This is a genomic window from Streptomyces sp. NPDC002888, assembly GCF_042888465.1.
Taxonomy (GTDB): Bacteria; Actinomycetota; Actinomycetes; order Streptomycetales; family Streptomycetaceae; genus Streptomyces.
In genome coordinates this window covers 454,420-477,598 of record NZ_JBIAPU010000002.1, presented here as the reverse complement: position 1 = coordinate 477,598, position 23,179 = coordinate 454,420, and the positions used below count along the sequence as shown (strand labels likewise).

The 23,179-nt window shown below is 71.1% G+C and carries 18 protein-coding genes and 1 pseudogene; 5 read left to right on the top strand and 14 right to left on the bottom strand.

Annotated features, from left to right (window positions below):
- Window positions 1–127: 127 nt before the first annotated feature.
- The 3 genes from ACFYWX_RS05130 to bldG form a co-directional block, all read right to left on the bottom strand.
- Window positions 128–2,533 (bottom strand): sodium-translocating pyrophosphatase, encoded by a 2,406-nt coding sequence (locus ACFYWX_RS05130; RefSeq protein ID WP_389422563.1) that lies wholly within the window; start codon window positions 2,531–2,533, stop codon window positions 128–130.
- Window positions 2,534–2,810: 277 nt separating this feature from the next.
- A complete protein-coding gene (locus ACFYWX_RS05125) occupies window positions 2,811–3,242 on the bottom strand; it encodes an ATP-binding protein (protein ID WP_389422562.1) in 432 nt (143 codons plus the stop codon).
- Between the two features lie 144 nt (window positions 3,243–3,386).
- Window positions 3,387–3,728, bottom strand: coding sequence for an anti-sigma factor antagonist BldG (gene bldG / locus ACFYWX_RS05120; RefSeq protein ID WP_009189842.1), 342 nt, complete (start codon window positions 3,726–3,728; stop codon window positions 3,387–3,389).
- Between the two features lie 83 nt (window positions 3,729–3,811).
- On the opposite strand from bldG, the gene ACFYWX_RS05115 reads away from it, so the two are divergent.
- Window positions 3,812–6,373, top strand: coding sequence for a DEAD/DEAH box helicase (locus tag ACFYWX_RS05115; protein ID WP_389422561.1), 2,562 nt, complete (start codon window positions 3,812–3,814; stop codon window positions 6,371–6,373).
- 88 nt (window positions 6,374–6,461) lie between these two features.
- Here the strand turns inward: ACFYWX_RS05115 and ACFYWX_RS05110 are convergent, their stop codons facing one another.
- The 7 genes from ACFYWX_RS05110 to ssd form a co-directional block, all read right to left on the bottom strand.
- Window positions 6,462–6,929, bottom strand: coding sequence for an Rv3654c family TadE-like protein (locus ACFYWX_RS05110; protein WP_389422560.1), 468 nt, complete (start codon window positions 6,927–6,929; stop codon window positions 6,462–6,464).
- A gap of 320 nt (window positions 6,930–7,249) precedes the next feature.
- A complete protein-coding gene (locus ACFYWX_RS05105) occupies window positions 7,250–7,615 on the bottom strand; it encodes a TadE family type IV pilus minor pilin (protein ID WP_389422559.1) in 366 nt (121 codons plus the stop codon).
- A complete protein-coding gene (locus ACFYWX_RS05100) occupies window positions 7,602–7,811 on the bottom strand; it encodes a DUF4244 domain-containing protein (protein ID WP_389422558.1) in 210 nt (69 codons plus the stop codon). Before ACFYWX_RS05100 ends, ACFYWX_RS05105 begins: the two co-directional genes overlap by 14 nt.
- A 76-nt stretch (window positions 7,812–7,887) precedes the next feature.
- Complete coding sequence (locus tag ACFYWX_RS05095; RefSeq protein ID WP_389422557.1) at window positions 7,888–8,673, bottom strand: type II secretion system F family protein; 786 nt, start codon at window positions 8,671–8,673, stop codon at window positions 7,888–7,890.
- Window positions 8,670–9,533, bottom strand: coding sequence for a type II secretion system F family protein (locus ACFYWX_RS05090; protein WP_389422556.1), 864 nt, complete (start codon window positions 9,531–9,533; stop codon window positions 8,670–8,672). The genes ACFYWX_RS05095 and ACFYWX_RS05090 overlap by 4 nt, the downstream gene beginning before the upstream one ends.
- A gap of 159 nt (window positions 9,534–9,692) precedes the next feature.
- On the bottom strand, window positions 9,693–10,907 hold the full coding sequence (locus ACFYWX_RS05085) for a TadA family conjugal transfer-associated ATPase (protein WP_389422653.1): 1,215 nt from the start codon (window positions 10,905–10,907) through the stop codon (window positions 9,693–9,695).
- A 155-nt stretch (window positions 10,908–11,062) separates the two neighbouring features.
- On the bottom strand, window positions 11,063–12,175 hold the full coding sequence (ssd, locus tag ACFYWX_RS05080) for a septum site-determining protein Ssd (protein WP_389422555.1): 1,113 nt from the start codon (window positions 12,173–12,175) through the stop codon (window positions 11,063–11,065).
- A gap of 571 nt (window positions 12,176–12,746) precedes the next feature.
- Between ssd and ACFYWX_RS05075 the strand changes: the two genes are divergently transcribed.
- Window positions 12,747–13,580 (top strand): HAD family hydrolase, encoded by an 834-nt coding sequence (locus ACFYWX_RS05075; RefSeq protein WP_389422554.1) that lies wholly within the window; start codon window positions 12,747–12,749, stop codon window positions 13,578–13,580.
- 373 nt (window positions 13,581–13,953) lie between these two features.
- Here the strand turns inward: ACFYWX_RS05075 and ACFYWX_RS05070 are convergent, their stop codons facing one another.
- A complete protein-coding gene (locus ACFYWX_RS05070) occupies window positions 13,954–14,778 on the bottom strand; it encodes an oxidoreductase (protein ID WP_389422553.1) in 825 nt (274 codons plus the stop codon).
- A gap of 100 nt (window positions 14,779–14,878) precedes the next feature.
- Between ACFYWX_RS05070 and ACFYWX_RS05065 the strand changes: the two genes are divergently transcribed.
- Complete coding sequence (locus ACFYWX_RS05065; protein ID WP_389422552.1) at window positions 14,879–15,859, top strand: ATP-binding protein; 981 nt, start codon at window positions 14,879–14,881, stop codon at window positions 15,857–15,859.
- Between the two features lie 3 nt (window positions 15,860–15,862).
- On the opposite strand, the gene ACFYWX_RS05060 is transcribed toward ACFYWX_RS05065, so the two are convergent.
- Entirely contained in the window at window positions 15,863–17,140 is a 1,278-nt protein-coding gene (locus ACFYWX_RS05060) for a hypothetical protein (protein ID WP_389422551.1), read from the bottom strand.
- A gap of 335 nt (window positions 17,141–17,475) precedes the next feature.
- On the opposite strand from ACFYWX_RS05060, the gene ACFYWX_RS05055 reads away from it, so the two are divergent.
- Complete coding sequence (locus ACFYWX_RS05055; protein ID WP_389422550.1) at window positions 17,476–19,986, top strand: bifunctional SulP family inorganic anion transporter/carbonic anhydrase; 2,511 nt, start codon at window positions 17,476–17,478, stop codon at window positions 19,984–19,986.
- Between the two features lie 59 nt (window positions 19,987–20,045).
- Here the strand turns inward: ACFYWX_RS05055 and ACFYWX_RS05050 are convergent, their stop codons facing one another.
- Both ACFYWX_RS05050 and ACFYWX_RS05045 read right to left on the bottom strand, forming a co-directional pair.
- Window positions 20,046–20,219 (bottom strand): hypothetical protein, encoded by a 174-nt coding sequence (locus ACFYWX_RS05050; protein WP_389422549.1) that lies wholly within the window; start codon window positions 20,217–20,219, stop codon window positions 20,046–20,048.
- A gap of 295 nt (window positions 20,220–20,514) precedes the next feature.
- Window positions 20,515–20,830 (bottom strand): annotated as a pseudogene (locus ACFYWX_RS05045) (RNA polymerase sigma factor); the annotation flags it as partial.
- A 280-nt stretch (window positions 20,831–21,110) separates the two neighbouring features.
- Between ACFYWX_RS05045 and acs the strand changes: the two are divergent.
- Complete coding sequence (gene acs, locus ACFYWX_RS05040) at window positions 21,111–23,069, top strand: acetate--CoA ligase (RefSeq protein ID WP_389422548.1); 1,959 nt, start codon at window positions 21,111–21,113, stop codon at window positions 23,067–23,069.
- Window positions 23,070–23,179 lie beyond the last annotated feature (110 nt).

Here is a 23,179-nt window from a genome sequence, read left to right as displayed (position 1 = left end):
GTCTTACTGCTATTTGCACCATGCGAGAGAAGGCTCACGATGTGGTGTGGACGCGGACAGGACGGGCGGACGACGCGACGATCCGCGCCTCCCGCCCGCCCTGTGAGCTGGGCCTCGTGACGGCGATCTACGAAACCACCGCCGCATCAGCCGAGTTGGCCACCCGTTCGGCGTTGTCTTCGTCACCCACGGCGATGCCGCGCCGCTTGGAGACGTACACCGCGCCGACGATCACGGCGAGCGAGAGGATCGCGACCATGATCCGTACGCCGATGCTCTTGTCCTCGCCGTAGCTGAACTTGATCACCGCGGGCGCGATGAGCAGGGCCACCAGGTTCATGACCTTCAGCAGCGGGTTGATCGCGGGTCCTGCGGTGTCCTTGAAGGGGTCGCCGACCGTGTCGCCGATCACCGTCGCGGCGTGGGCCTCGCTGCCCTTGCCGCCGTGGTGACCGTCCTCCACGAGCTTCTTGGCGTTGTCCCACGCGCCACCGGAGTTGGCGAGGAACACCGCCATCAGCGTGCCCGTGCCGATCGCGCCCGCCAGGAACGCGCCCAGCGCCCCGACGCCGAGGGTGAAGCCGACGAAGATCGGCGCCAGGACGGCCAGCAGACCGGGCGTGGCGAGTTCGCGCAGGGCGTCCTTGGTACAGATGTCGACGACCTTGCCGTACTCCGGCGTCTCGCTGTAGTCCATGATCCCGGGCTTCTCGCGGAACTGCCGCCGTACCTCGAACACGACGGCGCCCGCCGACCGCGACACGGCGTTGATCGCCAGTCCCGAGAACAGGAAGACGACCGCCGCGCCCGCGATGAGGCCGACGAGGTTGTTGGGCTGCGAGATGTCCATCATCAGGCTCATCGGCGCGCCCGCTCCGGAGAGCTTCTCGCCGACGTCCTGCGCGCCGGTCGTGATCGCGTCGCGGTACGACCCGAAGAGCGCCGACGCCGCCAGGACGGCGGTGGCGATGGCGATGCCCTTGGTGATGGCCTTGGTGGTGTTGCCGACGGCGTCCAGGTTGGTGAGCACCTGCGCGCCCGCTCCGTGAACGTCGCCGGACATCTCGGCGATGCCCTGCGCGTTGTCGGAGACCGGCCCGAAGGTGTCCATGGCGACGATCACGCCGACCGTGGTGAGCAGGCCGGTGCCGGCAAGGGCGACCGCGAACAAGGCCAGCATGATCGAGGTACCGCCGAGCAGGAACGCCCCGTACACGCCGAGGCCGATCAGCAGGGCTGTGTAGACGGCGGACTCCAGCCCGACGGAGACGCCGGCGAGGACTACGGTGGCCGGGCCGGTCAGCGAGGACTTGCCGATGTCCCGGACCGGGCGGCGGTTGGTTTCGGTGAAGTAGCCGGTCAGCTGCTGGATGACGGCCGCGAGCAGGATGCCGATCGCCACCGCGACCAGGGCGAGGATCCGCGGGTCGCCGCTCTTGCCACTGATCGCCGCGTCGGTGACGCCGTCGAGGTCGGCGTACTTCCCGGGAAGGTAGACGAAGACGGCCAGGGCGACGAGTGCGAGCGAGATCACAGCGGAGATGAAGAAGCCCCGGTTGATCGCGCTCATGCCGCTGCGGTCCGTCCGGCGTGGCGCCACGGCGAAGATGCCGATCATCGCGGTGATCACGCCGATCGCGGGCACGAGCAGCGGGAACGCGAGTCCGGCATCGCCGAAGGCCGCCTTGCCGAGGATCAGCGCGGCCACCAGGGTCACGGCGTACGACTCGAAGAGGTCGGCCGCCATGCCCGCGCAGTCGCCGACGTTGTCGCCCACGTTGTCGGCGATGGTCGCGGCATTGCGCGGATCGTCCTCCGGAATGCCCTTTTCGACCTTGCCGACCAGGTCGGCGCCGACGTCGGCGGCCTTGGTGAAGATGCCGCCGCCGACACGCATGAACATGGCGATCAGGGCGGCGCCGAGGCCGAAGCCCTCAAGCACCTTCGGCGCGTCGGCCGCGTACACCAGCACCACACAGGAGGCGCCGAGCAGACCGAGCCCCACCGTGAACATGCCGACGACGCCGCCCGTACGGAAAGCGATCTTCATCGCTTTGTGCGAGACGGTGGTGAGATCTTTTTCCGGCTCGCCGGCCGCCGGGGTCGCTTCCCGGGCCGCCGCGGCGACCCGCACATTGCTGCGCACGGCGAGCCACATGCCGATATATCCGGTGGCCGCCGAGAACGCCGCGCCGATCAAGAAGAAGATCGACCGTCCGGCACGCTGATTCCAGTCGTCCGCGGGCAGCAGTAGGAGCAGGAAGAACACGACGACGGCGAATACGCCGAGCGTGCGCAACTGCCGGGCCAGATAGGCGTTCGCGCCTTCCTGCACCGCCAATGCGATCTTCTTCATGCTGTCGGTGCCCTCGCCCGCCGCGAGCACCTGGCGCAGCAGGACGCCCGCGACCACCAGTGCGGCCAGGGCGACGAGCCCGATGACCATCACGAGGACGCGATTGCCGTCCGTCAGCACCGCTGCTGCGAGGGTTGTAGGGTGATCCAACTGATGAGGGGTAGAAAGCCCCGCCATTCGTCCTCCTTGACGCTTGGGCTGAGCTCAAGATGTGGACGGATTGTAGGTACCTGAACCTGATCAAAACAGGTGGCGGTAAACGGAATTCGCCTTCCCTTACCTACCACTGAACCCGAAAGCGGTAACGCCTTAAAAGCGTTGACGCACACATGGGCGCTTGATCAAATTATCGGGGCATTGATCGTGAATTTCTTCACGAATTCTGAGCGTAGATCTTATAAAAGCGAAAAGGCCCTGCTGAGCAGGGCCTTTCGGGTGGTACGAGGGGGTGGCGTCAGGCCGGCACGGGGGCCGACGGCGTGGTCGGCCAGGTCATGCGGATCTGTCCGCCGTGTTCCCCGGTGCTGACCTCGACGTCGTCGACGAGGCCGCTGATGACCGCGAGGCCCATGTCGTCCTCCTCGATCTCGACGTCGTCGGCCGGGTCGCCGGGGGACCGGTCGCCGGGGGCCGCATGCGGCGCTTCGTCGCCGACCTCGATGGAGAACTGTTTCTCCTCCTCGATCAGCACCACCTTCACCGGCTCGCTGACACCGCTGTTGCGGTGCAGTCCGACGGCACGGGAGCAGGCCTCGCCGACGGCGAGCCTGACCTCGTCGAGGACGGCCTCGTCCACTCCGGCCCTGCGCGCCACCGCTGCCGCCACCAGTCGGGCGGTCCTGACGTGCTCGGGCAGCGCGCTGAAACGGAGTTCAACGATGGCCATGCATCCCCCTCGGAACTACGGGCGTGCTGTCGGTGGGCCGGGCCGACGAAGCCCGGACCCCCGCACTTCTTCACTTCTGCCGAAGCTCTGCCTTCACCGCCACCGAACTTCGGCCGGCCCGGGCGCAGGGCCCGGGGCCGGTGGTCAGTCGGTGGCCGCCACCGCTTCGTCGACCGAGGTGTGGATCGGGAACACCTTGGTCAGACCGGTGATGCGGAAGATCTTCAGAATGCGCTCCTGGTTGCAGACCAGGCGCAGCGAGCCCTCATGGGCACGCACGCGCTTCAGGCCGCCGACCAGCACGCCGAGACCGGTGGAGTCGAGGAAGTCCACGCCCTCCATGTCGACGACAAGGTGGAAATTGCCGTCGTTCACCAGCTCGACCAGCTGTTCGCGCAACTTTGGCGCGGTATATACGTCGATTTCGCCACCGACCTCGACGACCGTACGATCGCCGACGGTACGGGTCGACAGGGACAGGTCCACGGATCCTCCAGCACCTTGCTATCGAGCGGTCGCCCCTCGGGGATACCTCGGCTTGGAGCCCCCGGGACGGTTCGCCAGCCGCGATGGCATTCAATCACTTACCGGCAGGCGTGCACGACGCCTTGACTCCATTGTCCGTCACGCCAGTGACACACTCGGTGCCGATGGCCAAGAATCACCGATCCGATCGACCCTCGACGGACACCGCATCCAGCCCCTCGCCGGGCACGGTCCTGGACCGGCTCGCCTCGGGGCCGAGCCGGGCATCGCGCATCACTCATACGGAGCACTTGCCCCCACGTGAGGGCCGCCATGCAGTCTGGCCGGACCGGATCCGATCCGAGGTCGTCACAGCGGTCCGGAACGCGGGTATCGAGCGCCCGTGGGCCCACCAGGCCCAGGCGGCCGAGCACGCCCTGGACGGCGCATCGGTGGTCGTCGCCACGGGCACCGCGTCCGGCAAGTCCCTGGCCTATCTCGTCCCGGTCCTGTCGACGCTCCTGGACGGCTCCGAGGCCCCGAACGGGCGCGGAGCCACCGCCCTCTACCTGGCCCCCACGAAGGCCCTTGCGGCCGACCAGTGCCGGTCTGTGAAGGAACTTTCACAACCCTTGGGCCATTCGGTACGCCCCGCGGTGTACGACGGCGACACCCCGTTCGAGGAACGCGAGTGGATCCGCCAGTACGCCAACTACGTCCTGACCAACCCCGACATGCTCCACCGGGGCATACTCCCGTCCCACCCCCGCTGGTCCTCCTTCCTGAAGGCGCTGAAGTACGTCGTCATCGACGAGTGCCACACCTATCGCGGTGTCTTCGGCTCGCACGTCGCCCAGGTGCTGCGCCGCCTGCGCCGTCTGTGTGCCCGCTACGGCGCCTCGCCCGTGTTCCTGCTGGCCTCCGCGACCGCCGCCGAGCCCGCGGTGGCCGCCCGCCGCCTCACCGGCCTCCCGGTGGTCGAGGTCGCGGACGACGCCTCGCCACGCGGGGAACTGGTGTTCGCCCTCTGGGAGCCCCCGCTCACGGAGATGCAGGGCGAGAAGGGCGCCCCCGTCCGCCGCACCGCCACCGCCGAGACCGCCGACCTGCTGACCGATCTCACCCTCCAGGGCGTGCGTACGGTCGCCTTCGTACGCTCCCGGCGCGGCGCCGAGCTGATCTCCGTGATCACCCAGGAGCGCCTCGCCGAGATCGACCGCTCACTGACCCGACGGGTCGCGGCGTACCGCGGCGGCTATCTCCCCGAGGAGCGCCGCGCCCTCGAACGCGCCCTGCACTCCGGCGAACTCCTCGGCCTCGCCGCCACGACCGCGCTGGAACTCGGCGTCGACGTATCGGGCCTCGACGCCGTCCTGATCGCCGGCTATCCGGGCACCCGCGCCTCGCTGTGGCAGCAGGCGGGCCGGGCCGGACGGTCCGGGCAGGGAGCACTGGCCGTCCTGGTCGCCCGCGACGACCCGCTGGACACCTTCCTCGTCCACCACCCGGAGGCCCTGTTCGACCAGCCGGTGGAGTCCACCGTCCTCGACCCCGACAACCCCTACGTCCTCGCCCCGCACCTGTGCGCCGCCGCCGCGGAGCTGCCCCTGACAGACGAGGACCTGGCGCTGTTCGGCCCCGGGACCGAGGGCCTGCTGCCGCAACTGGAGGCCGCGAAGCTGCTGCGCCGCCGCGCCCGGGCGTGGCACTGGACGCGCCGGGAGCGGGCCGCCGATCTCACCGACATCCGCGGTGAGGGCGGCCGGCCGGTCCAGATCGTCGAGGAGGGCACGGGACGGCTGCTCGGCACGGTCGACGCGGGCGCCGCCCACACCACCGTGCACGAGGGCGCCGTCCACCTCCACCAGGGCCGCACCTACCTCGTCCGCTCCCTCGACCTGGAGGACTCCGTCGCCCTGGTCGAGGAGGCCAACCCGCCGTACGCGACGGTCGCCCGCGACACCACGGCGATCTCCGTCCTGGAGACGGACGTCGAGATCCCCTGGGGCGACGGCCGCCTCTGCTACGGCTCCGTCGAGGTCACCAACCAAGTGGTCTCCTTCCTGCGCCGACGTGTCATCACCGGTGAGGTCCTCGGCGAGACGAAGCTCGACCTCCCTCCCCGTACGCTCCGCACGCGCGCCGTGTGGTGGACGGTCACCGAGGACCAGCTCGACGAGGCCCGGATCAACCCGGAGATCCTCGGCGGCGCCCTGCACGCCGCCGAGCACGCCTCCATCGGCATGCTGCCGCTGTTCGCGACCTGCGACCGCTGGGACATCGGCGGCGTGTCCATCCCGCTGCACCCCGACACCCTCCTCCCGACGGTCTTCGTCTACGACGGCCACCCCGGCGGCGCGGGCTTCGCGGAGCGCGCCTTCCACACCGCCCGCGACTGGCTCACCGCCACCCGACAGGCCATCGCCTCCTGCGAGTGCGACGCCGGCTGCCCGTCCTGCATCCAGTCCCCCAAGTGCGGCAACGGCAACGACCCACTGCACAAGAGGGGCGCCGTGCGCCTGCTCACGGTGCTGCTGCGGGGGGCACCGGAGCTGCAGGAGGGAGCGGCTGGGGAGAAGCCCGGGGAGGGGGCGGAGGAGGAGTCGGAGGAGGAGTCGCCGGCGGCAGCAGGGCCTGCGGGACCGTCTCCGGCAGCGGAGGGGTAGGTTGCGGACCCGTCGTCAGGGGTGGCGGGCGGGGAGCCTGCGGGCCCGTCGTCAGGAGTGGGGGGGCGGGGAGCCTGCGGGCCCGTCGTCAGCCGTGGAGGGGGAGCCAGCGGGCCGTCGTCAGCCGTGGAGGGGGAGCCTGCGGGCCCGTCTCCGGCAGCGGCGGAGGAGCCTGCGGGTCCGGCTCCGCAGGGCCCGCCCGTGCCCTGACCCGGGCCTCGAGCGGACCCGCACCGGAGGCCGCCGTCACGTCGGAGATCTCGCCCACGATCGCGCACCGCACCAGCCGCGTGCCCTGGGCCCCCGCCACCCGGCCCGCAAGGGCGCAGGCCGCCTCGGGTCCCTCCGCCCAGTGGTCCGCCGCCGCGAGCGCCGCGAGATCCGCACCACCGGCCGCACGATGCCGGGCCACGACGGCCTGCCCCAGGGCGAGCACCCCGCCGAACACCACACACAGCACGGCGATCACACCGACGCTCCAGACGGTGGCGGACCCACGATCCGAGCCACGCCCTCGCGTGACCCCGCCCTGGCCGCCCGGCCGACGGCCCCGCATGGCCCCACCGTCACGTTCCGGCCCGCGGTCTCTCGTACCCCCGTCCCCGCGATCCGGCCGACCGCCCCGCATGCCTCCGGCGTCACGTTCCGGCCGACGGTCCCGCAAGCCTTCGTCGTCACGTTCCGGCCGACCACTCCGCAAGCCTCCGCCGTCACGTTCCGGCTGACCGCCCCGCAAGCCTTCGCCGTCACGCTCGGGCCGACGGTCCCGCGTGACACCGCCGTCGCGGCCCGGCCGGTGCCCCCGCATGACCCCGCCACCACGGCCCGGCCCGCGCCCTCTCGTCGTCCCGTCCCGGCGATCCGGCCGACGCCCCCTCACGACCCCACCCCCACCATCTCCTCCGCCGACGCCACGGCCTCCTCCCGTACCTCGAACGGCAGCCCGCGCAGCACCGGCGGCCTCGCCACCACCACCACGCGGACTTGGTCCTGCTCCCGGCTGACCGTGACCTTCGCCCCGCGTGGGGCGGCCTCCCGGGTCACCCGGACCACCGCGTCGGCCGGGTCCTGGCGGGCGGCGGCGCGGGCGCCCGTCCTGGCCGCGTCCACGCACTGGATCTGGGCGGCCACCACGAGCAGCCCCCACACCAGAGCCATCGCGAACGCCACCAGCACGGGCAGCACCATGGCCGACTCCGCCGTCACGAATCCGCTGTCCGACCGTCGCTCACATCCCCGCACTGAGCGCCCTCTTCACGATGGCCTGCAACTGCGCGGTGACCTCCCCGCTGGTCACCACCTTGTGGAGGAGCACCGCGAACCCCACCGCCGCGACGATCCCCATCGCGTACTCGGAAGTGACCATCCCCGCGTCCCTCCGCGCCGCCCGCGCCCTGCACACCAGGGCACGCAGCCGCGCCCGTACCGCCTTGCACATCTCAACCCCCGTAAGGTTCCGGTCCTACTGCTTGCTCACTTGCTGTTCGTCGTACGTCGTCACGCGCACCGCCCCGTCATCGGCCACCCCCTCCCAGCGCCTCGCCCGCGAGCCCGATCACCACGGGCAGGACGCCGACCGCGATGAAGGCGGGCAGGAAGCACAGCCCGACCGGCGCGGTGACCATGACGGCCGCCCGGCGTGCCCGTTCCGTCGCGGTGCGCGCCCAGTCGGCGCGGGTGTCCGCGGCGAGCCGGGCGACCGGTCCGGCCGCCGGGATCCCGGACACGTCGGCCCGCTCCAGCAGCCGCGCCAACGCCCCGGCGCCCGGTATCGAGGCCAGCCGCCGCCACGCCTCGCCGGGTTCGCCGCCGAGCCGCACCTCGGCCGCCCCGCGTGCCAGCCCTTCGCCCACGGGGCCGCCCAGTGCCTCTCCGACGGCCTGCGCGGCGATCACCGGGCCGGCGCCCGCCGCGATGCACGCGGCCAGGAGATCGGCGGCGAGCGGGAGTTGGCGGGACGCGTCCCTGCCCTCGGCCTCCTTCGCGAGGCCGACGGTCGCCTGTTTCAGCAGCCACCGCCACAGCCACGCCGCGACGGCCACCCCCACCACGACACCCGCCACGCCTCCGACCAGGACCCACCCGGTGGCCGCGACCCCCGCCAGCGGCAACCACCGCCGGGCAGCGCCCCGCACCTCGAAACGGCGCCCGACGGCCACCGCCTCCAGGGCGAGCAGCGTGGCCAACCGGTGCCGTACCCGTCGCTCGCGTCGGGCCGTCGCCCACCAACGCGTCAGCCACGCGAGGAGGAGCGCAACCCCCACCACTACCCACAGCCTGTGGACAACTTCCCCACTCACACCGCCACCTCCACTCCCCGCACGATCCGCAGCGCCCACCACAGCCCCGCGCCCTCCAACAGCCCGCCGACGAGCAGGCAGCCGAGCCCCGCCCCGGTGTGCAGCAGGACGTGCAGCGGGTCGGCACCCATCGCCGTGCCGAGCAGGAGGCCCAGCACCGGCAGACCCGCGAGCATCACCGCCGTGGACCGGGCTCCCGCCAACTGGGCTCGCAGGTCGGCGCGTTGGTCGCGTTCCGTACGCAGTGCCCCTTCCAGCCGGTCGAGTCCGGCCGCAAGGCCCGCGCCCTGGTCCACGGCCACCCGCCAGCACGCGGCAAGTCCCCGTAGCCCCTCGGCCCCCGGCTGCCGCGCCGCGGACGTCAGCGCTCCGGGTACGTCCCCGCCGAACCGCGCCGCCGCCAGCACCGCGGCCTGGGCGTCACCGAGCCCTCTGGAGTCGCGCGCGGCCCGCAGCAGCGCCTCTCCGGGCTGCCGTCCGGCGCGCACCTCCCCGGCGAGTGCCGCACACAGCGCGATCACCGCGTCCCCTCGGCGCTCCCGCGCATGCCGAGCCTCTCGCGCCAGCCGCACCCGTCGCAGCAGTGGCACTCCGGCCGCCCCCGCGACGACCGGCAGCACCGAGGCGCCCAACACGGCCAGCGCCAGCCCGGCGGCCAACGACCACCACTCGAACCGCCACCGGCCCCTGACCCGCCGCAGTTCATGGGCCAGCCGCTGCCAGGAGGGCGGCCCGGTGGCCACCACTCCGCCGCCCGCGAGCAGCAGTTGCGCCCGCCGCGCGCCGGAGTCCCACCCGCCGAGCAGCCAGGCCGCCACCCCGACACACGCCGCGACCGCCCCCAACTCGATCTCACTCATCGCTCAGCACCTCCTCCACTTCGCCCATCACCGGCACCCCGTCACGCCCACCACTCGGCATGTCTTCACCTCACCCACCACCCGCGTCGCCTCCTTCACCTCACCCACCACCCGCGTCGCCCCCGAGCAGTCCCCGCCACCCACGCCGCCCCCTTCGCCTCACCCACCACCCACGCCGCCCCCTTCTCCCCCGAGCAGCCCCCGCAGCCGCTCCCACCCGCGCTCACGAGCGAACGCCTCCGCGCCCCACCGCAGCGCCGGCACCGTCCGCACCAGCCCCGTCGGGTCCCGCTCCAGCACATGCACCTCGGCGATCCGCCGCCGCCCGGTCCGGTCGCGCACGAGGTGGAGGACGATCGACAGCGCGGCCGCCAACTGGCTGTGCAGCGCGGCCCGGTCGAGCCCTGCCGCCGTACCGAGCGCTTCCAGGCGGGCCGGTACGTCCGCGGCCGCGTTGGCGTGGACGGTCCCGCAGCCACCCTCGTGACCGGTGTTCAACGCGGCCAGCAGATGGACCACTTCGGGCCCACGGACCTCGCCCACGACCAGCCGGTCCGGCCGCATGCGCAGCGCCTGCCGCACCAGGTCCTCGAGCGTGACGAGGCCCGCGCCCTCCTGGTTGGCGGGCCGGGTCTCCAGCCGGACGATGTGCGGGTGGTCCGGCCGCAGCTCAGCCGAGTCCTCCGCCAGCACGATCCGCTCGCCCGGCCCGACCGACCCGAGCAACGCGCTCAGCAGGGTGGTCTTGCCGCTCCCGGTGCCACCGCTCACGAGGAACGACAACCGCGCCCGCACCAGCGCCCGCAGGAGACGGTCCCCGCCCGGCGGCACCGTGCCCGCCGCCACCAGTTCGTCGAGCGTGAACGCGCGCGGTCGTACGACCCGCAGGGAGAGGCAGGTGCAGCCGACGGCGACCGGGGGCAGCACCGCGTGCAGCCGGGTTCCGTCGGGCAGCCGGGCGTCGACCCAGGGCCTGGCGTCGTCCAGGCGCCGCCCGGCCACCGCGGCCAGACGCTGCGCGAGACGTCGTACGGCTGCCGCGTCCGGGAAGGAAACCTCGGTCAGCTGCAGGCCGCCGCCCCGGTCCACCCAGACCCGGTCCGGGGCCGACACCAGCACGTCGGTCACCGACGGATCGGTGAGCAGCGGCTCCAGCGGACCGCTGCCGACCAGTTCGGAGCGCAACCGCTCGGCCGCGCCGAGGACTTCCGCGTCGCCGAGGACGCGCCCCTGTTCCCGCAACGCCTGCGCCACCCGCGCGGGCGTAGGCTCGGCCCCGCTCTCGGCCAGCCACTGCCGTACACCGTCGAGCAGCCCGCCGACACCCGCCGTCTCAGGCCCGGGACGGGAGTCCCTCCGGCCACCCGCTTCCATGCCGGGACGGGACTCCATCCGGCCACCCACCCCGATGCCGGGATGCGCATCCATACGGCCACCCGCCTCCATGCCGCCGAACGCCTCCCTGCGACGCCCCGCCTCCACACCGGCAAACGCCCCCGTACGACCACCCGCCATGCGGGGAAACGCGCTCATACGCCACCCGCCTCGACGAGCGCCCGCTCCCAGAACTCCTTGCAGAAGCGGGCCAGAGGCCCCCGCGCGGCCGCGCCCGGTGGTGACTTGGCCTCGTTCGGGCGCAGCAGTCCCGACTCGACGGGCACCTCGCCGGCCAGCGGCAGTCCGAGCAGTCGGGCCACCTCGCGGTCGTCGAGGCCGGGCGCGTACGGCCCCCGTACCGCCACCCGCAGGTCGCGCAGCACCATGCCGACGGCGGAGGCCACCCGGCTCGCCGCCGCGACGGCGCGCAGCTCCGCCGGGACGACGAGGACGCCGAGGTCGAGCTGGGCGAGTGCCTCGGCGACTCCGTCGTCGACGCGGCGGGGCAGGTCGACGACGACTGTGCCGCCCCGGCGCCGGGCGGCGGCGAGCACCGCGCGTACGGCCTGGGGCGGGATGGCGACGCAGTCGCCGCGGTCCCAGCTGAGCACCCGCAGCGCGTGCAGCTTCGGCAGCGACTCCTCCAGAGCACCGCCGCCGACCCGCCCGCGCGAGGCGGCGAAGGCCGGCCAGCGCAGGCCTTCGGCGGTCTCGCCCCCGAGGAGTACGTCGAGTCCGCCGCCCAGCGGGTCGGCGTCCACGAGCAGGGTGCGCAGCCCCTCACGCGCGGAGGTGACGGCGAGGGCGCACGCGAGCGTGGACGCTCCCGAGCCGCCGCGCCCGCCGATGACGCCGACGGTGAGCGCGGGCCGGCCGACTCCCTCGGCGACGTCGGCGATCCGGTCGACCAGCCACTGCTCCCCGTCGGGGAGCATCAGGACGTGGTCGGCGCCGATCTCGACGGCCCGCCGCCACACCCCGGAGTCGTCCTGATCACGCCCGACCAGCACCACTCCGCGTCGGCGCGCCGCTCCCCGCACGCGTGGCGCGGCATCGTCGCCGACCAGGACGAGCGGCGCGGCCTCCCAGCTGCCCCGGCGCTCCGGCACCCCGTGGTGCACCTCTGGTGTGGCGCCGGCCGCGGCGCACAGGCGCAGCAGATCGTCGAGGAGATCGGCGTCCTCCGTGACGATCAGCGGCCTGCCCTGCCGCCCTCCGGTGGCGGGCGGCGGGTCGTGTGTGATGATTCCGGCCACGGTTTCCATCCCCCTTCGCTGCATCTCGCGCAGCCCCTGTGGCCCCGCGATTCCCGAACCTGTGGAGAACCGGCAACGGGCCTCCTGTGAACGGCCGACAGAATCCGGCCATACGCGCCCGACAAACCGAACCCGGCCATGAACTCGCCGCGAGCGGGACGCGTTGGAATCACGGTGCAGGGATCCCGGAAATCGTGTGGATCTTGGTCGATAACTGTGGACAACTCGGGGCCTGTGAATATCGCCGTCACCCAAACCGGTGACGCTTGCACCATCTCCTGTGCGACTTCCACAGAGCAGCCCAACAGCTACACACCGTGACAGGTCGTGAACATGTGAAAGAGGCGGCCGCAGCCGCCTCGACACGGCACCGCGGCCGCGAGAAGAGGGAGAAAACCCACCCGGACATGCGACGACCCCCGCCGGGGGGGAGAGCGGGGGTCGTCTCCACGGCCGACTCGGGGGGGGAGGAGTCGGGCCGGGTTAGCACGGTCGCGAACGATCCGTGACTTCCATGGTGTACCCGAGAGGCTTCTCAGGCAAACCCACGCGCCAACCTTACGCCGAATGGGCTGCACCTATGCTCAAGGGCGTGGAAAACCACTCCTTGCCCCGCACAGCAGCCTTCTTTGACCTGGACAAGACGGTCATTGCGAAGTCGAGCACGCTCACCTTCAGTAAGTCCTTCTACCAAGGCGGCCTGATCAACCGCAGGGCGGCCCTGCGCACCGCGTACGCCCAGTTCGTCTTCCTCGTGGGCGGCCTGGACCACGACCAGATGGAGCGGATGCGCGAGTACCTGTCCACGCTGTGCCGCGGGTGGAACGTCCAGCAGGTGAAGGAACTCGTCGCCGAGACCCTTCACGACCTGATCGACCCGATCATCTACGACGAGGCGGCCTCCCTGATCGAGGAGCACCACGCCGCCGGTCACGACGTCGTGATCGTGTCCACGTCGGGCGCCGAGGTGGTGGAGCCGATCGGCGAACTGCTCGGCGCGGACCGCGTGGTGGCCACCCGAATGGTCGTGGGCGACGACGGCTGCTTCACCGGAGAGGTGGAGTACTACGCGTACGGCCCGACGAAGGCCGAGGCGATAGAGGAACTGGCCGCGTCCGAGGGGTACGACCTCACTCGTTGCTACGCCTACAGCGACTCGGCGACGGACCTGCCGATGCTGCGGGCCGTCGGGAACCCGCACGCGGTCAATCCGGACCGCACGCTGCGGCGCGAGGCCCTCGCGCGCGGGTGGCCGATCCTCGACTTCCACCGGCCGGTGCGACTCAAGAAGCGGATTCCCACGTTCTCCGTACCGCCCCGGCCCACGCTCGTCGCGGCCGCCGCCATAGGAGCCGCGGCCGCCACCGCGGGCCTCGTCTGGTACGCCAGCCGCCGCCGGGCGACGGTTGCCTGACCTGCGTTTTCACCGACCCACCGCATTAACGCCCGTTTATCGCCTGTTTGAGAGTAAAAGTAAAGAAGTGCAGCGAGGGCTTCCGGTTGCCCGATTCCTGGAGTACAAAGGACTCAACGGCCCGCGAGACCAAGGACATCCGCGAGGATCACCTTCAATAACGCATTTGGCCCCACGGACCGCGCATGAACATCGGGCACCCACGCGACGTCGACCCGTCGATTACGGGCCAGCCGCACCAGGTGACGGGCAAAGTTCCCGACCTGATGGGCAATATATCGAGGACGCTTGGTAACCAGGTGAACATGCCAGCGGCGGTACGAATACTCGTACCGCCGCAACCCTGTGAAGCCCCTTCGGGGGCTTTTTCGCGTTACGCGGCTCCGCGCTGGAGCGCCTCGCACACCGCTGTCGACTCGCGCGCCCCCAGCTCGACGGCCCTGCCACAGTGGGTGATCCAGGCCGCCATTCCCTCCGGGGTGCCGGAGACATAACCGTCCAGAGCCGCCAGGTAGGCCGCGCGGCCCAGCTCGGCGTGACCGACCTCCGCCGGACAGATGGACTTCGGGTCGAGGCCGCTGCCGATCAGCACGATGCGCTCGGCGGTACGCGCGACCAGCCCGTTGTGGGAGGTGAAGGGGCGCAGCGCAAGGAGTTCGCCGTGAACGACGGCGGCCGTCACCAGGGCGGGCGCGGAACTGCCCGCGATGATCAGCTCGGACAGCCCCTCCAGGCGCCCGGAGACCTCGGCGGCGCTCGGCAGCGGCAGCTCGATCAGCGGCTCGTCGACGTTCTCGCCGGCCTGACGCGGCCGCCCCACTTCGTCGCCCCCGGTCGCGGCGGCCACGAGATGCAGCCGGGCCAGGACCCGAAGGGGCGACTGGCGCCAGATCGACAGCAGCTGGCCGGCCTCGGCGGTCAGCCGCAGGGCGGCGCCCACCGCGCGCGCCTCGTCGTCAGCACCGAAGTCGGTGCGTCGGCGCACCTCTTCCAGAGCCCAGTCCGCACCGGACAGTGCCGCGGAGCCGCGTGCGCCGCGCAGGGCCGCCTCGGAAGTGACCGCAGTGCTGCGGCGCCGCATGATCCGGTGCCCGTAGACCCGGTCCACGGCCTTGCGCATGGACTCCACGGACTCAGCCACGCCGGGCAGCGAGCCCAGGGCCTCGAGCGGATCGGCGGTCGCGCCTGTCGTACTCATGAGTACGACACTACGCACCCCGGCGCCGAACCCCACGATGGAGTGGTCTTCTTCACCACGACTGTCACGTACAGCTATAACTCGGCTACCTTTGGTGAACATGAAAATTGCTTTCGTCGGGAAGGGCGGCAGCGGCAAGACCACACTGTCCTCCCTGTTCATCCGCCACCTCGCCGCCTCGGGCGCGCCGGTCGTCGCCGTCGACGCCGACATCAACCAGCACCTGGGGCCCGCGCTGGGCCTCGACGAGGCCGAAACCGCCGCCCTGCCGGCCATGGGCGGCCGGCTGCAACTGATCAAGGACTACCTGCGCGGCTCCAACCCCCGTATCGCCTCCGCCGAGACGATGATCAAGACGACGCCCCCCGGCGAAGGTTCGCGACTGCTGCGGGTGTGCGAGGACAACCCGGTGTACGACGCCTGCGCCCGGCCGGTGGAACTCGACGGCGGCGCCGTCCGTTTGATGGTCACGGGTCCCTTCACGGACGCCGATCTGGGGGTGGCCTGCTACCACTCCAAGACGGGAGCGGTGGAGCTGTGCCTGAACCACCTGGTGGACGGCCGCGACGAGTACGTCGTGGTCGACATGACGGCGGGTTCGGATTGCTTCGCCTCCGGCATGTTCACCCGCTTCGACATCACGTTCCTCGTCGCCGAGCCGACCCGTAAGGGGGTCTCGGTCTATCGCCAGTACAAGGAGTACGCCCGAGACTTCGGCGTCGTACTGAAGGTCGTCGGCAACAAGGTGCAGGGCCAGGACGACCTCGACTTCCTCCGCTCCGAAGTCGGGGACGACCTGCTCGTGACGGTCGGGCACTCGAACTGGGTGCGCGCCATGGAGAAGGGCCGCCCGCCCCGGTTCGAGCTCCTGGAGGACGCCAACCGCCGCGCCCTGAGCCTGCTGCACACGACCGTCGACGCCACGTACGAACTGCGCGACCGGGAGCGCTACACGCGCCAGATGGTGCACTTCCATCTGAAGAACGCCCAGTCCTGGGGCAACGAGCGCACCGGAGCCGACCTGGCGGCGCAGGTCGACCCCGGGTTCGTGCTCGGCGAGAGCGTCGCCGCCTCCGTCTGACGGCTACTGCCCGAACGCCGGTGCCCCCGGCGCGCCTTTGGGGGCGGGGGCCGGGCGGCCCGACAGGAAGGCTGCCCAGTCCTGCTTCGGGGCCTCGCCGACGTCCAGCGTGCGCAGCTTCGCCAGCGTCCTCGGGTCCTGGGCGTCCAACCAGTCGGCGAGCTGCCGGAAGGAGACACACCGCACCTCGGGCTTGGTGCAGACGGCCTCGACGACCTCCTCGACGGCGCGCATGTAGGTGCCGCCGTTCCAGGACTCGAAGTGGTTGCCGATGATCAGCGGCGCGCGGTTTCCGTCGTACGCCCGCCGGAAGCCCCGCAACAGGCCGTCACGCATCTGGTCGCCCCACAACTCGCGCTTGCCGGGGTCGCCCTGAGTCGTGGTGCCGGACTGGTTGATCATGAAGTTGTAGTCCATGGTGAGCTGCTCGTAGGAGTGACCGGGGAAGGGCACGAGCTGCATGGACAGGTCCCACAGGCCCTCCTTCTTCTCCGGCCAGACCTGGTCGTTGACTCCGCTGGTGTCGTAGCGGAAGCCCAGGTCGCGGGCGGCCTTCATGAAGTTCTTCTGGCCCTCCAGGCACGGTGTGCGGGCGCCGACGAGCTCCTTGTCGTAGTCGAAGGGCAGCGGGGGCGCCTTCTTCATCCCGGTGTTGGTCTTCCAGGACTTCACGAACTGCTTCGCCTGAGCGATCTCCTCCTTCCACTCCTCGACGGACCACTCACCGACGCCACCGCCCTTGCCACAGAAGTGGCCGTTGAAGTGGGTGCCGATCTCGTTGCCCTCCAGCCATGCCAGGCGCAGCTGCTTCACGGTGTCGGCGATGCCCTGCTCGTCGTTGAAGCCGATGTCTGAGCGGCCCGGTGAGTGCTGCGGCGGCCTGTACAGGTCGCGCTTCTCCTCCGGCAGCATGTACACGCCGCTGAGGAAGTAGGTCATGGCGGCGTGGTTGGCTCTGGCCACCTTGCGGAAGTGGGAGAACAGCTTCTGGCTGTCCTCGCCGGCGCCGTCCCAGGAGAACACCACGAACTGCGGGGGCTTCTGGCCGGCCCTGAGACGCTCCGGTCTGGGCAGGTGAGGCTGGGTTCCGGTGTACGCGGTGGAGCCGTCGCCGATGAGCCGGACCGCGCTCTTGGGCGCCGGGGCCTGCTTCGCCTTTCCCGGGCCGAGCGCCCCCTCCTCGGCGTCGTGGGAACCGCCGGCACCCGTCGCGCAACCGGCGAGCGACACGGCCACGGCCGCGACCACGGCACCCGCGGCGATTCTCTGGTTGGCGGCCATGTTCCGCCCACCTACTTCCTTCTCTCAGGCAGACGCCAACGAGGGCGTTTTCTGGTGATGCGCCGGGATGAGCCGACAGCGCCGCCAAGGTCGCACGGGCCCGAGAAGGAATTAGTACGACAAGCCGATCAAATGCACAGTTCACTCGTCGGGGTGATTACTTGCCCCATTTGCCCGCAAAGTTCATGCTTGGCCTTTACTCTGCATTACGATTCATTTACCGAGAGTTGAATCATCCCGCCACTGCACGCCGTGACCCACGGCCGCGACCCGCCCCGCCGTCGAGCGGGGACCACCCCTTCCGCGACCGCGCTGCCCCGGAGGAGACGGGAAACATGTCAGCCTGTGCCCCCACCCGCCCGACCGACTCGACTCGCACCGGACGTGCCCGCCGGCCCCACGGCCCCCCACCGACCCGGCGCCGCCGTTTCCGCGTCGCGGGCGCCGACGTCTCGGCGTCCATCGCGGTCTTCCTGATCGCACTGCCCCTGTCCCTGGGCATCGCCCTCGCCACCGGCGCGCCCCTCCAGGCGGGCCTCGTGGCCGCGGCCGTCGGCGGAATCGTCGCCGGACGGCTCGGTGGCTGCCCCCTCCAGGTCAGCGGTCCGGCCGCCGGACTCACGGTGGTCACCGCCGACCTCATCCACCGCTACGGATGGCGCACGACCTGCGCCATCACCGTCCTCGCCGGACTCGCCCAACTCGGCCTGGGCTGCCTGCGCGTGGCCCGTACCGCGCTCGCCGTCAGCCCCGCCATCGTGCACGGCATGCTCGCCGGCATCGGCATCACCATCGCCGTCGCGCAACTGCACATCGTCCTCGGCGGCAATCCGCAGAGCTCGGTCCTCGCCAACCTCAGGGCGCTGCCCGCCCAGTTGGCCGGCCTGCAGCCGGCGGCGGTGACCACGAGCGCGCTCACCCTGACCCTGCTGCTGCTCTGGCCCCGGATTCCGGGACGGGCCGGGCGCGTCCTGCGCACGGTGCCGACCCCGCTCGTCGCCGTGGCCGCCGCGACCGCGACCGCCGCGCTGGCCGGGCTGACCCTGCCCAAGGTCGATTTGCCGTCGTGGAGCAGCCATGCGCTGGCCGGACTCCCCGAGGGACCGACCGCCGGCCTCGTCGCCGCCGTCCTCACCACCACCCTGGTGTGCAGCGTGCAGTCGCTGCTCGGCGCGGTCGCCGTGGACAAGATGGTCGCCGGACGTCCCGGCCTGTCGGCCCGCGTCGGACGCTCCGACCTCAACCGCGAACTGCTTGGTCAGGGCGCCGCCAACGTCGTCTCCGGCGCGCTCGGCGGACTGCCGGTCGCCGGTGTGGCCGTGCGCAGTTCGGCGAATGTGCAAGCCGGTGCCGTGAGCCGGAACTCCACGATGCTGCACGGCGTTCTCGTAGTAGTCGCCGCGCTGCTGATGGTCCCGCTCCTGGAGTTCATCCCGCTCGCCTCGCTCGCCGCCCTGGTGATGGCCGTCGGCATCCAGATGGTGTCCTTGCACCACATCCGCACGGTGACCCGCCACCGCGAAGTGCTGGTGTACGCCGTCACCACACTGGGGGTGGTCCTCCTCGGCGTCCTGGAGGGCGTGGCGCTGGGGATCGCCGCCGCGGTCGCCGTCGCCCTGCACCGCCTCACCCGCACCCGGATCACGCACGACGAGAAGGAAGGAGTCCATTACGTACACGTACGAGGACAGCTGACGTTCCTCGCGGTGCCCCGGCTCAGCCGGGCTCTGCATCTCGTACCCCAAGGCGCCGACGCCGTCGTGGAGTTGGACGGATCGTTCATGGACCACGCGGCGTACGAGTCACTGCAGGACTGGCAGAAGACGCACACCGCGCAGGGCGGCTCCGTGGAGCTGACCGGTCGCCGCGCCGGGATCAGGATCGCCGAGCCGGGAGTTCTCGCCGACCTCGACACCGAGGACGGGACCACCGGGCCGACGTCCTCCGCCGAGTGCCGCTGCCGACCCTGGACAGCCTGGCGCAACCACCAGTGCGAGCGTCCGCTGCCGACGCCGGCGCCCGACACCCACCCGACCGCCGTGACCGACACGGCGCCGAACGACACAGGTCCAGGCGCCACCACCGGCACCACCGCCACCACCGACAGCGCCCCCACCCCAGGCACCAACCCCAGCAACGGCAGAACCAGCACCAGCACCAGCACCAGCACCAGCAGCCACCAACTCCTCCGCGGCATCAGCGCCTTCCAGCGCAACACCGCACCGCTCGTGCGGGGCGAATTGGCCCGGCTGGCACGGGAGGGGCAGCGGCCGGCCCAGCTCTTCCTCACCTGCGCCGACTCGCGCCTGGTCACCTCGATGATCACCTCCAGTGGTCCCGGAGACCTGTTCGTGGTGCGCAACGTGGGCAACCTCGTGCCGCTGCCCGGTGAGGAGAGCGGGGACGACTCGGTGGCGGCCGCGATCGAGTACGCGGTGGACGTGCTGCACGTGCGGTCCATCACGGTGTGCGGGCACTCCGGCTGCGGAGCCATGCAGGCCCTGCTGAACGCCGAGCCGGGCGGTGCCCGGACCCCGCTCAAGCGGTGGCTGCGCCACGGGTTGCCCAGCCTGGAGCGCATGGCCGACGACAGCCGGACGTGGGCCCGCCTGGCCGGGCGGGCGGCCGCCGACGCGGTCGAGCAGCTGTGCCTGACCAACGTGGTCCAGCAGTTGGAGCACCTGCGGGCACACGAGTCGGTGGCGCGCGCCCTGGGCGCGGGGGTGCTGGAGCTGCACGGGATGTACTTCCACGTGGGCGAGGCTCAGGCCTACCTGCTCAGCGAGGTGGACGCAGAGGAGGTGTTCGACCACGTGCGGGGGACGGAGGCAGGCCTGTCCGCCTGAGCCTGCCCCGCGCGGCGCGGCGCGGCCCCAGGCCAGGGGCCGCGGTCACCGGGCCAGAATCAGGAGGACGGGGAGGCTGGTGGGGCGTGCCCGGGGGCCTTCTCCGTTACGCAGGGCTTCAGTTCGCCCTTGACCGCGTAGAGGCTGAAGACCTGGGGGCCGACGTCGGTACCCCTGGTGGGGCCGTAGTCCCAGTTCTCGAAGGCCGGCGTGTCACCGGGTCGGAGGGTCATCTGCCAGGGTGCGGGGGAAGTGCGGCTCGGGTGGGGCTTGCTCTGCTCGGTCCGTGAGCTCCGTGAGGTCGGGGAGGGCTTGTCGGGGACGAGTCGGAGGAAGTCGAACCGACTCAGGAGGTCGCCCCGGGGCTGGCGGCACTGGTAGCCGAAATCGTGGTTCTGGATGTCCACCTCAATGCCGGCGGACCGAAGTCGGGCGGCGAGTTCGTGCTCGGCGTCATCCGTAAAGTCCAGGTCCCGGATGGTGAGGGTGACGCTGCCGTCGGAGTGCCGGTCGACCGCGTAGGCCGACGAGTCTCCAGCAACCGCCGTCCCGAGATACGCAGATCGCGGTGGGTCTCACGGGCCACGCGACGACGCTCGGAGGAGACGACGTTGCGCGCGAAGCCGTACAGCCAGGCCGTCTCGCTGCCCCGGCCGGGGCGGTAGGTGTGGGCCGAGTCAAGGACGGCGAGGAAGATCTCGGCGGTCAGGTCGGCCACGGTGTGGGGGTCGGTGACACGCCGGGCCACGAAGGACGTCACCGCGTCCACATGGCGCCGGTAGAACTCTTCGAAGAGCTGGGGGCCGCGTGCCGCCGCGGGCGGCCCGCCCCGTCTCCGTTGCACTCCCTGGTCCCCTCTCCTTGGCGGTCGCTTGAGTGGCGCTTCACCTGTACTTGGGCCGGGATGTGAGAGGCGTTACAAGCGATGAACTGTGGGGCGGCACCACCCGTGGGAAGGGATGACCCGAATGTTCCCCGACGACCAGGAAACGCCGTGGGAACGGACACCGGCCAACCCCACCCACAGGTCTAAACCAATTTTCCATCGGCCCTTGTCACCGGGCCCCCGGGTCTGATGAGCTGTGGCCTGGGACACAACGGACACCCTTCGAAAGGGAGATGTCGTGAGCAACGAAAGCCTGGCCAACCTGCTCAAGGAAGAGCGCAGGTTCGCGCCACCCGCCGAGCTGGCCGCGAACGCCAACGTCACGGCGGAGGCGTATGAACAGGCCAAGGCTGACAGGCTCGGCTTCTGGGCCGAGCAGGCCCGGCGGCTGACCTGGGCCAAGGAGCCGACCGAGACGCTGGACTGGTCGAACCCGCCGTTCGCCAAGTGGTTCAAGGACGGCACGCTGAACGTGGCGTACAACTGCGTCGACCGGCATGTCGAGGCCGGGAACGGCGACCGGGTCGCCATCCACTTCGAGGGCGAGCCCGGCGACGGCCGCGCCATCACCTACGCCGAGCTCAAGGACGAGGTCTCCAAGGCCGCGAACGCCCTGCTGGAGCTGGGAGTTCAGGCGGGCGACCGGGTCGCCGTCTACATGCCGATGATCCCCGAGACTGCGATCGCGATGCTGGCCTGCGCCCGTATCGGCGCCGCGCACTCGGTCGTCTTCGGCGGCTTCTCGGCGGACGCGCTGGCGAAGCGCATCGAGGACGCCGACGCCAAGGTCGTCATCACGTCCGACGGCGGCTGGCGGCGCGGCAAGCCGGGCGCGCTGAAGCCGGCCGTCGACGAGGCGATCACCAAGGTCGACAACGTCGAGCACGTGCTCGTGGTCCGTCGTACGGGCCAGGAGGTCGCCTGGAACGACGAGCGGGACGTGTGGTGGCACGAGATCGTCGAGCGGCAGTCCGCCGAGCACACCCCGGAGGCGTTCGAGGCCGAGCACCCGCTGTTCATCCTCTACACGTCCGGTACGACGGGTAAGCCGAAGGGCATCCTGCACACCTCCGGCGGCTACCTCACGCAGACGGCGTACACCCACCACGCCGTCTTCGACCTCAAGCCGGAGTCGGACGTGTACTGGTGCACCGCCGACGTCGGCTGGGTCACCGGGCACTCGTACATCGTGTACGGGCCGCTGGCCAACGGCGCGACCCAGGTCATGTACGAGGGCACGCCGGACAGCCCGCACCAGGGCAGGTTCTGGGAGATCGTGCAGAAGTACGGGGTGACGATCCTCTACACGGCGCCCACGGCCATCCGTACGTTCATGAAGTGGGGCGACGACATCCCCGCGAAGTTCGACCTCAGCAGCCTGCGCGTGCTGGGCTCCGTGGGCGAGCCGATCAACCCCGAGGCGTGGATCTGGTACCGCAAGAACATCGGCGGGGACAGGACGCCGATCGTCGACACGTGGTGGCAGACCGAGACCGGCGCGATGATGATCTCGCCGCTGCCGGGCGTCACCGCGACCAAGCCCGGTTCCGCCCAGACGCCGCTGCCCGGTATCTCCGCGACCGTCGTGGACGACGAGGCGAACGAGGTTGCGAACGGCGGCGGTGGCTACCTGGTGCTGACCGAGCCGTGGCCGTCGATGCTGCGCACCATCTGGGGCGACGACCAGCGCTTCCTCGACACCTACTGGTCGCGGTTCGAGGGCAAGTACTTCGCCGGTGACGGGGCGAAGAAGGACGACGACGGGGACATCTGGCTGCTCGGGCGCGTCGACGACGTGATGCTCGTGTCGGGCCACAACATCTCCACCACCGAGGTCGAGTCGGCCCTCGTGTCCCACCCGTCGGTCGCCGAGGCGGCCGTGGTCGGCGCGGTGGACGAGACGACGGGGCAGGCGATCGTCGCCTTCGTGATCCTGCGCGGCACGGCGAACGCCGAGGACGAGCAGCTCGTCGCCAATCTGCGGGGCCACGTCGGTGCCACGCTCGGCCCGATCGCCAAGCCGAAGCGGATCCTGCCGGTGGCCGAACTGCCGAAGACGCGCTCCGGCAAGATCATGCGGCGCCTGCTGCGGGACGTCGCCGAGAACCGCCAGCTCGGTGATGTCACCACCCTGACCGACTCCACGGTCATGGACCTCATCCAGGCGAAGCTGCCGGCAGCGCCCAGCGAGGACTAGCCGAGCCAGGACAGCCGAGCGAGGACTGAGATACGACGGAAGGGGCACCCGGCAACCAGTGCGCCGGGTGCTCTTTTCGCACCTAACGTAGGAATCGCCGGATTCCTCCC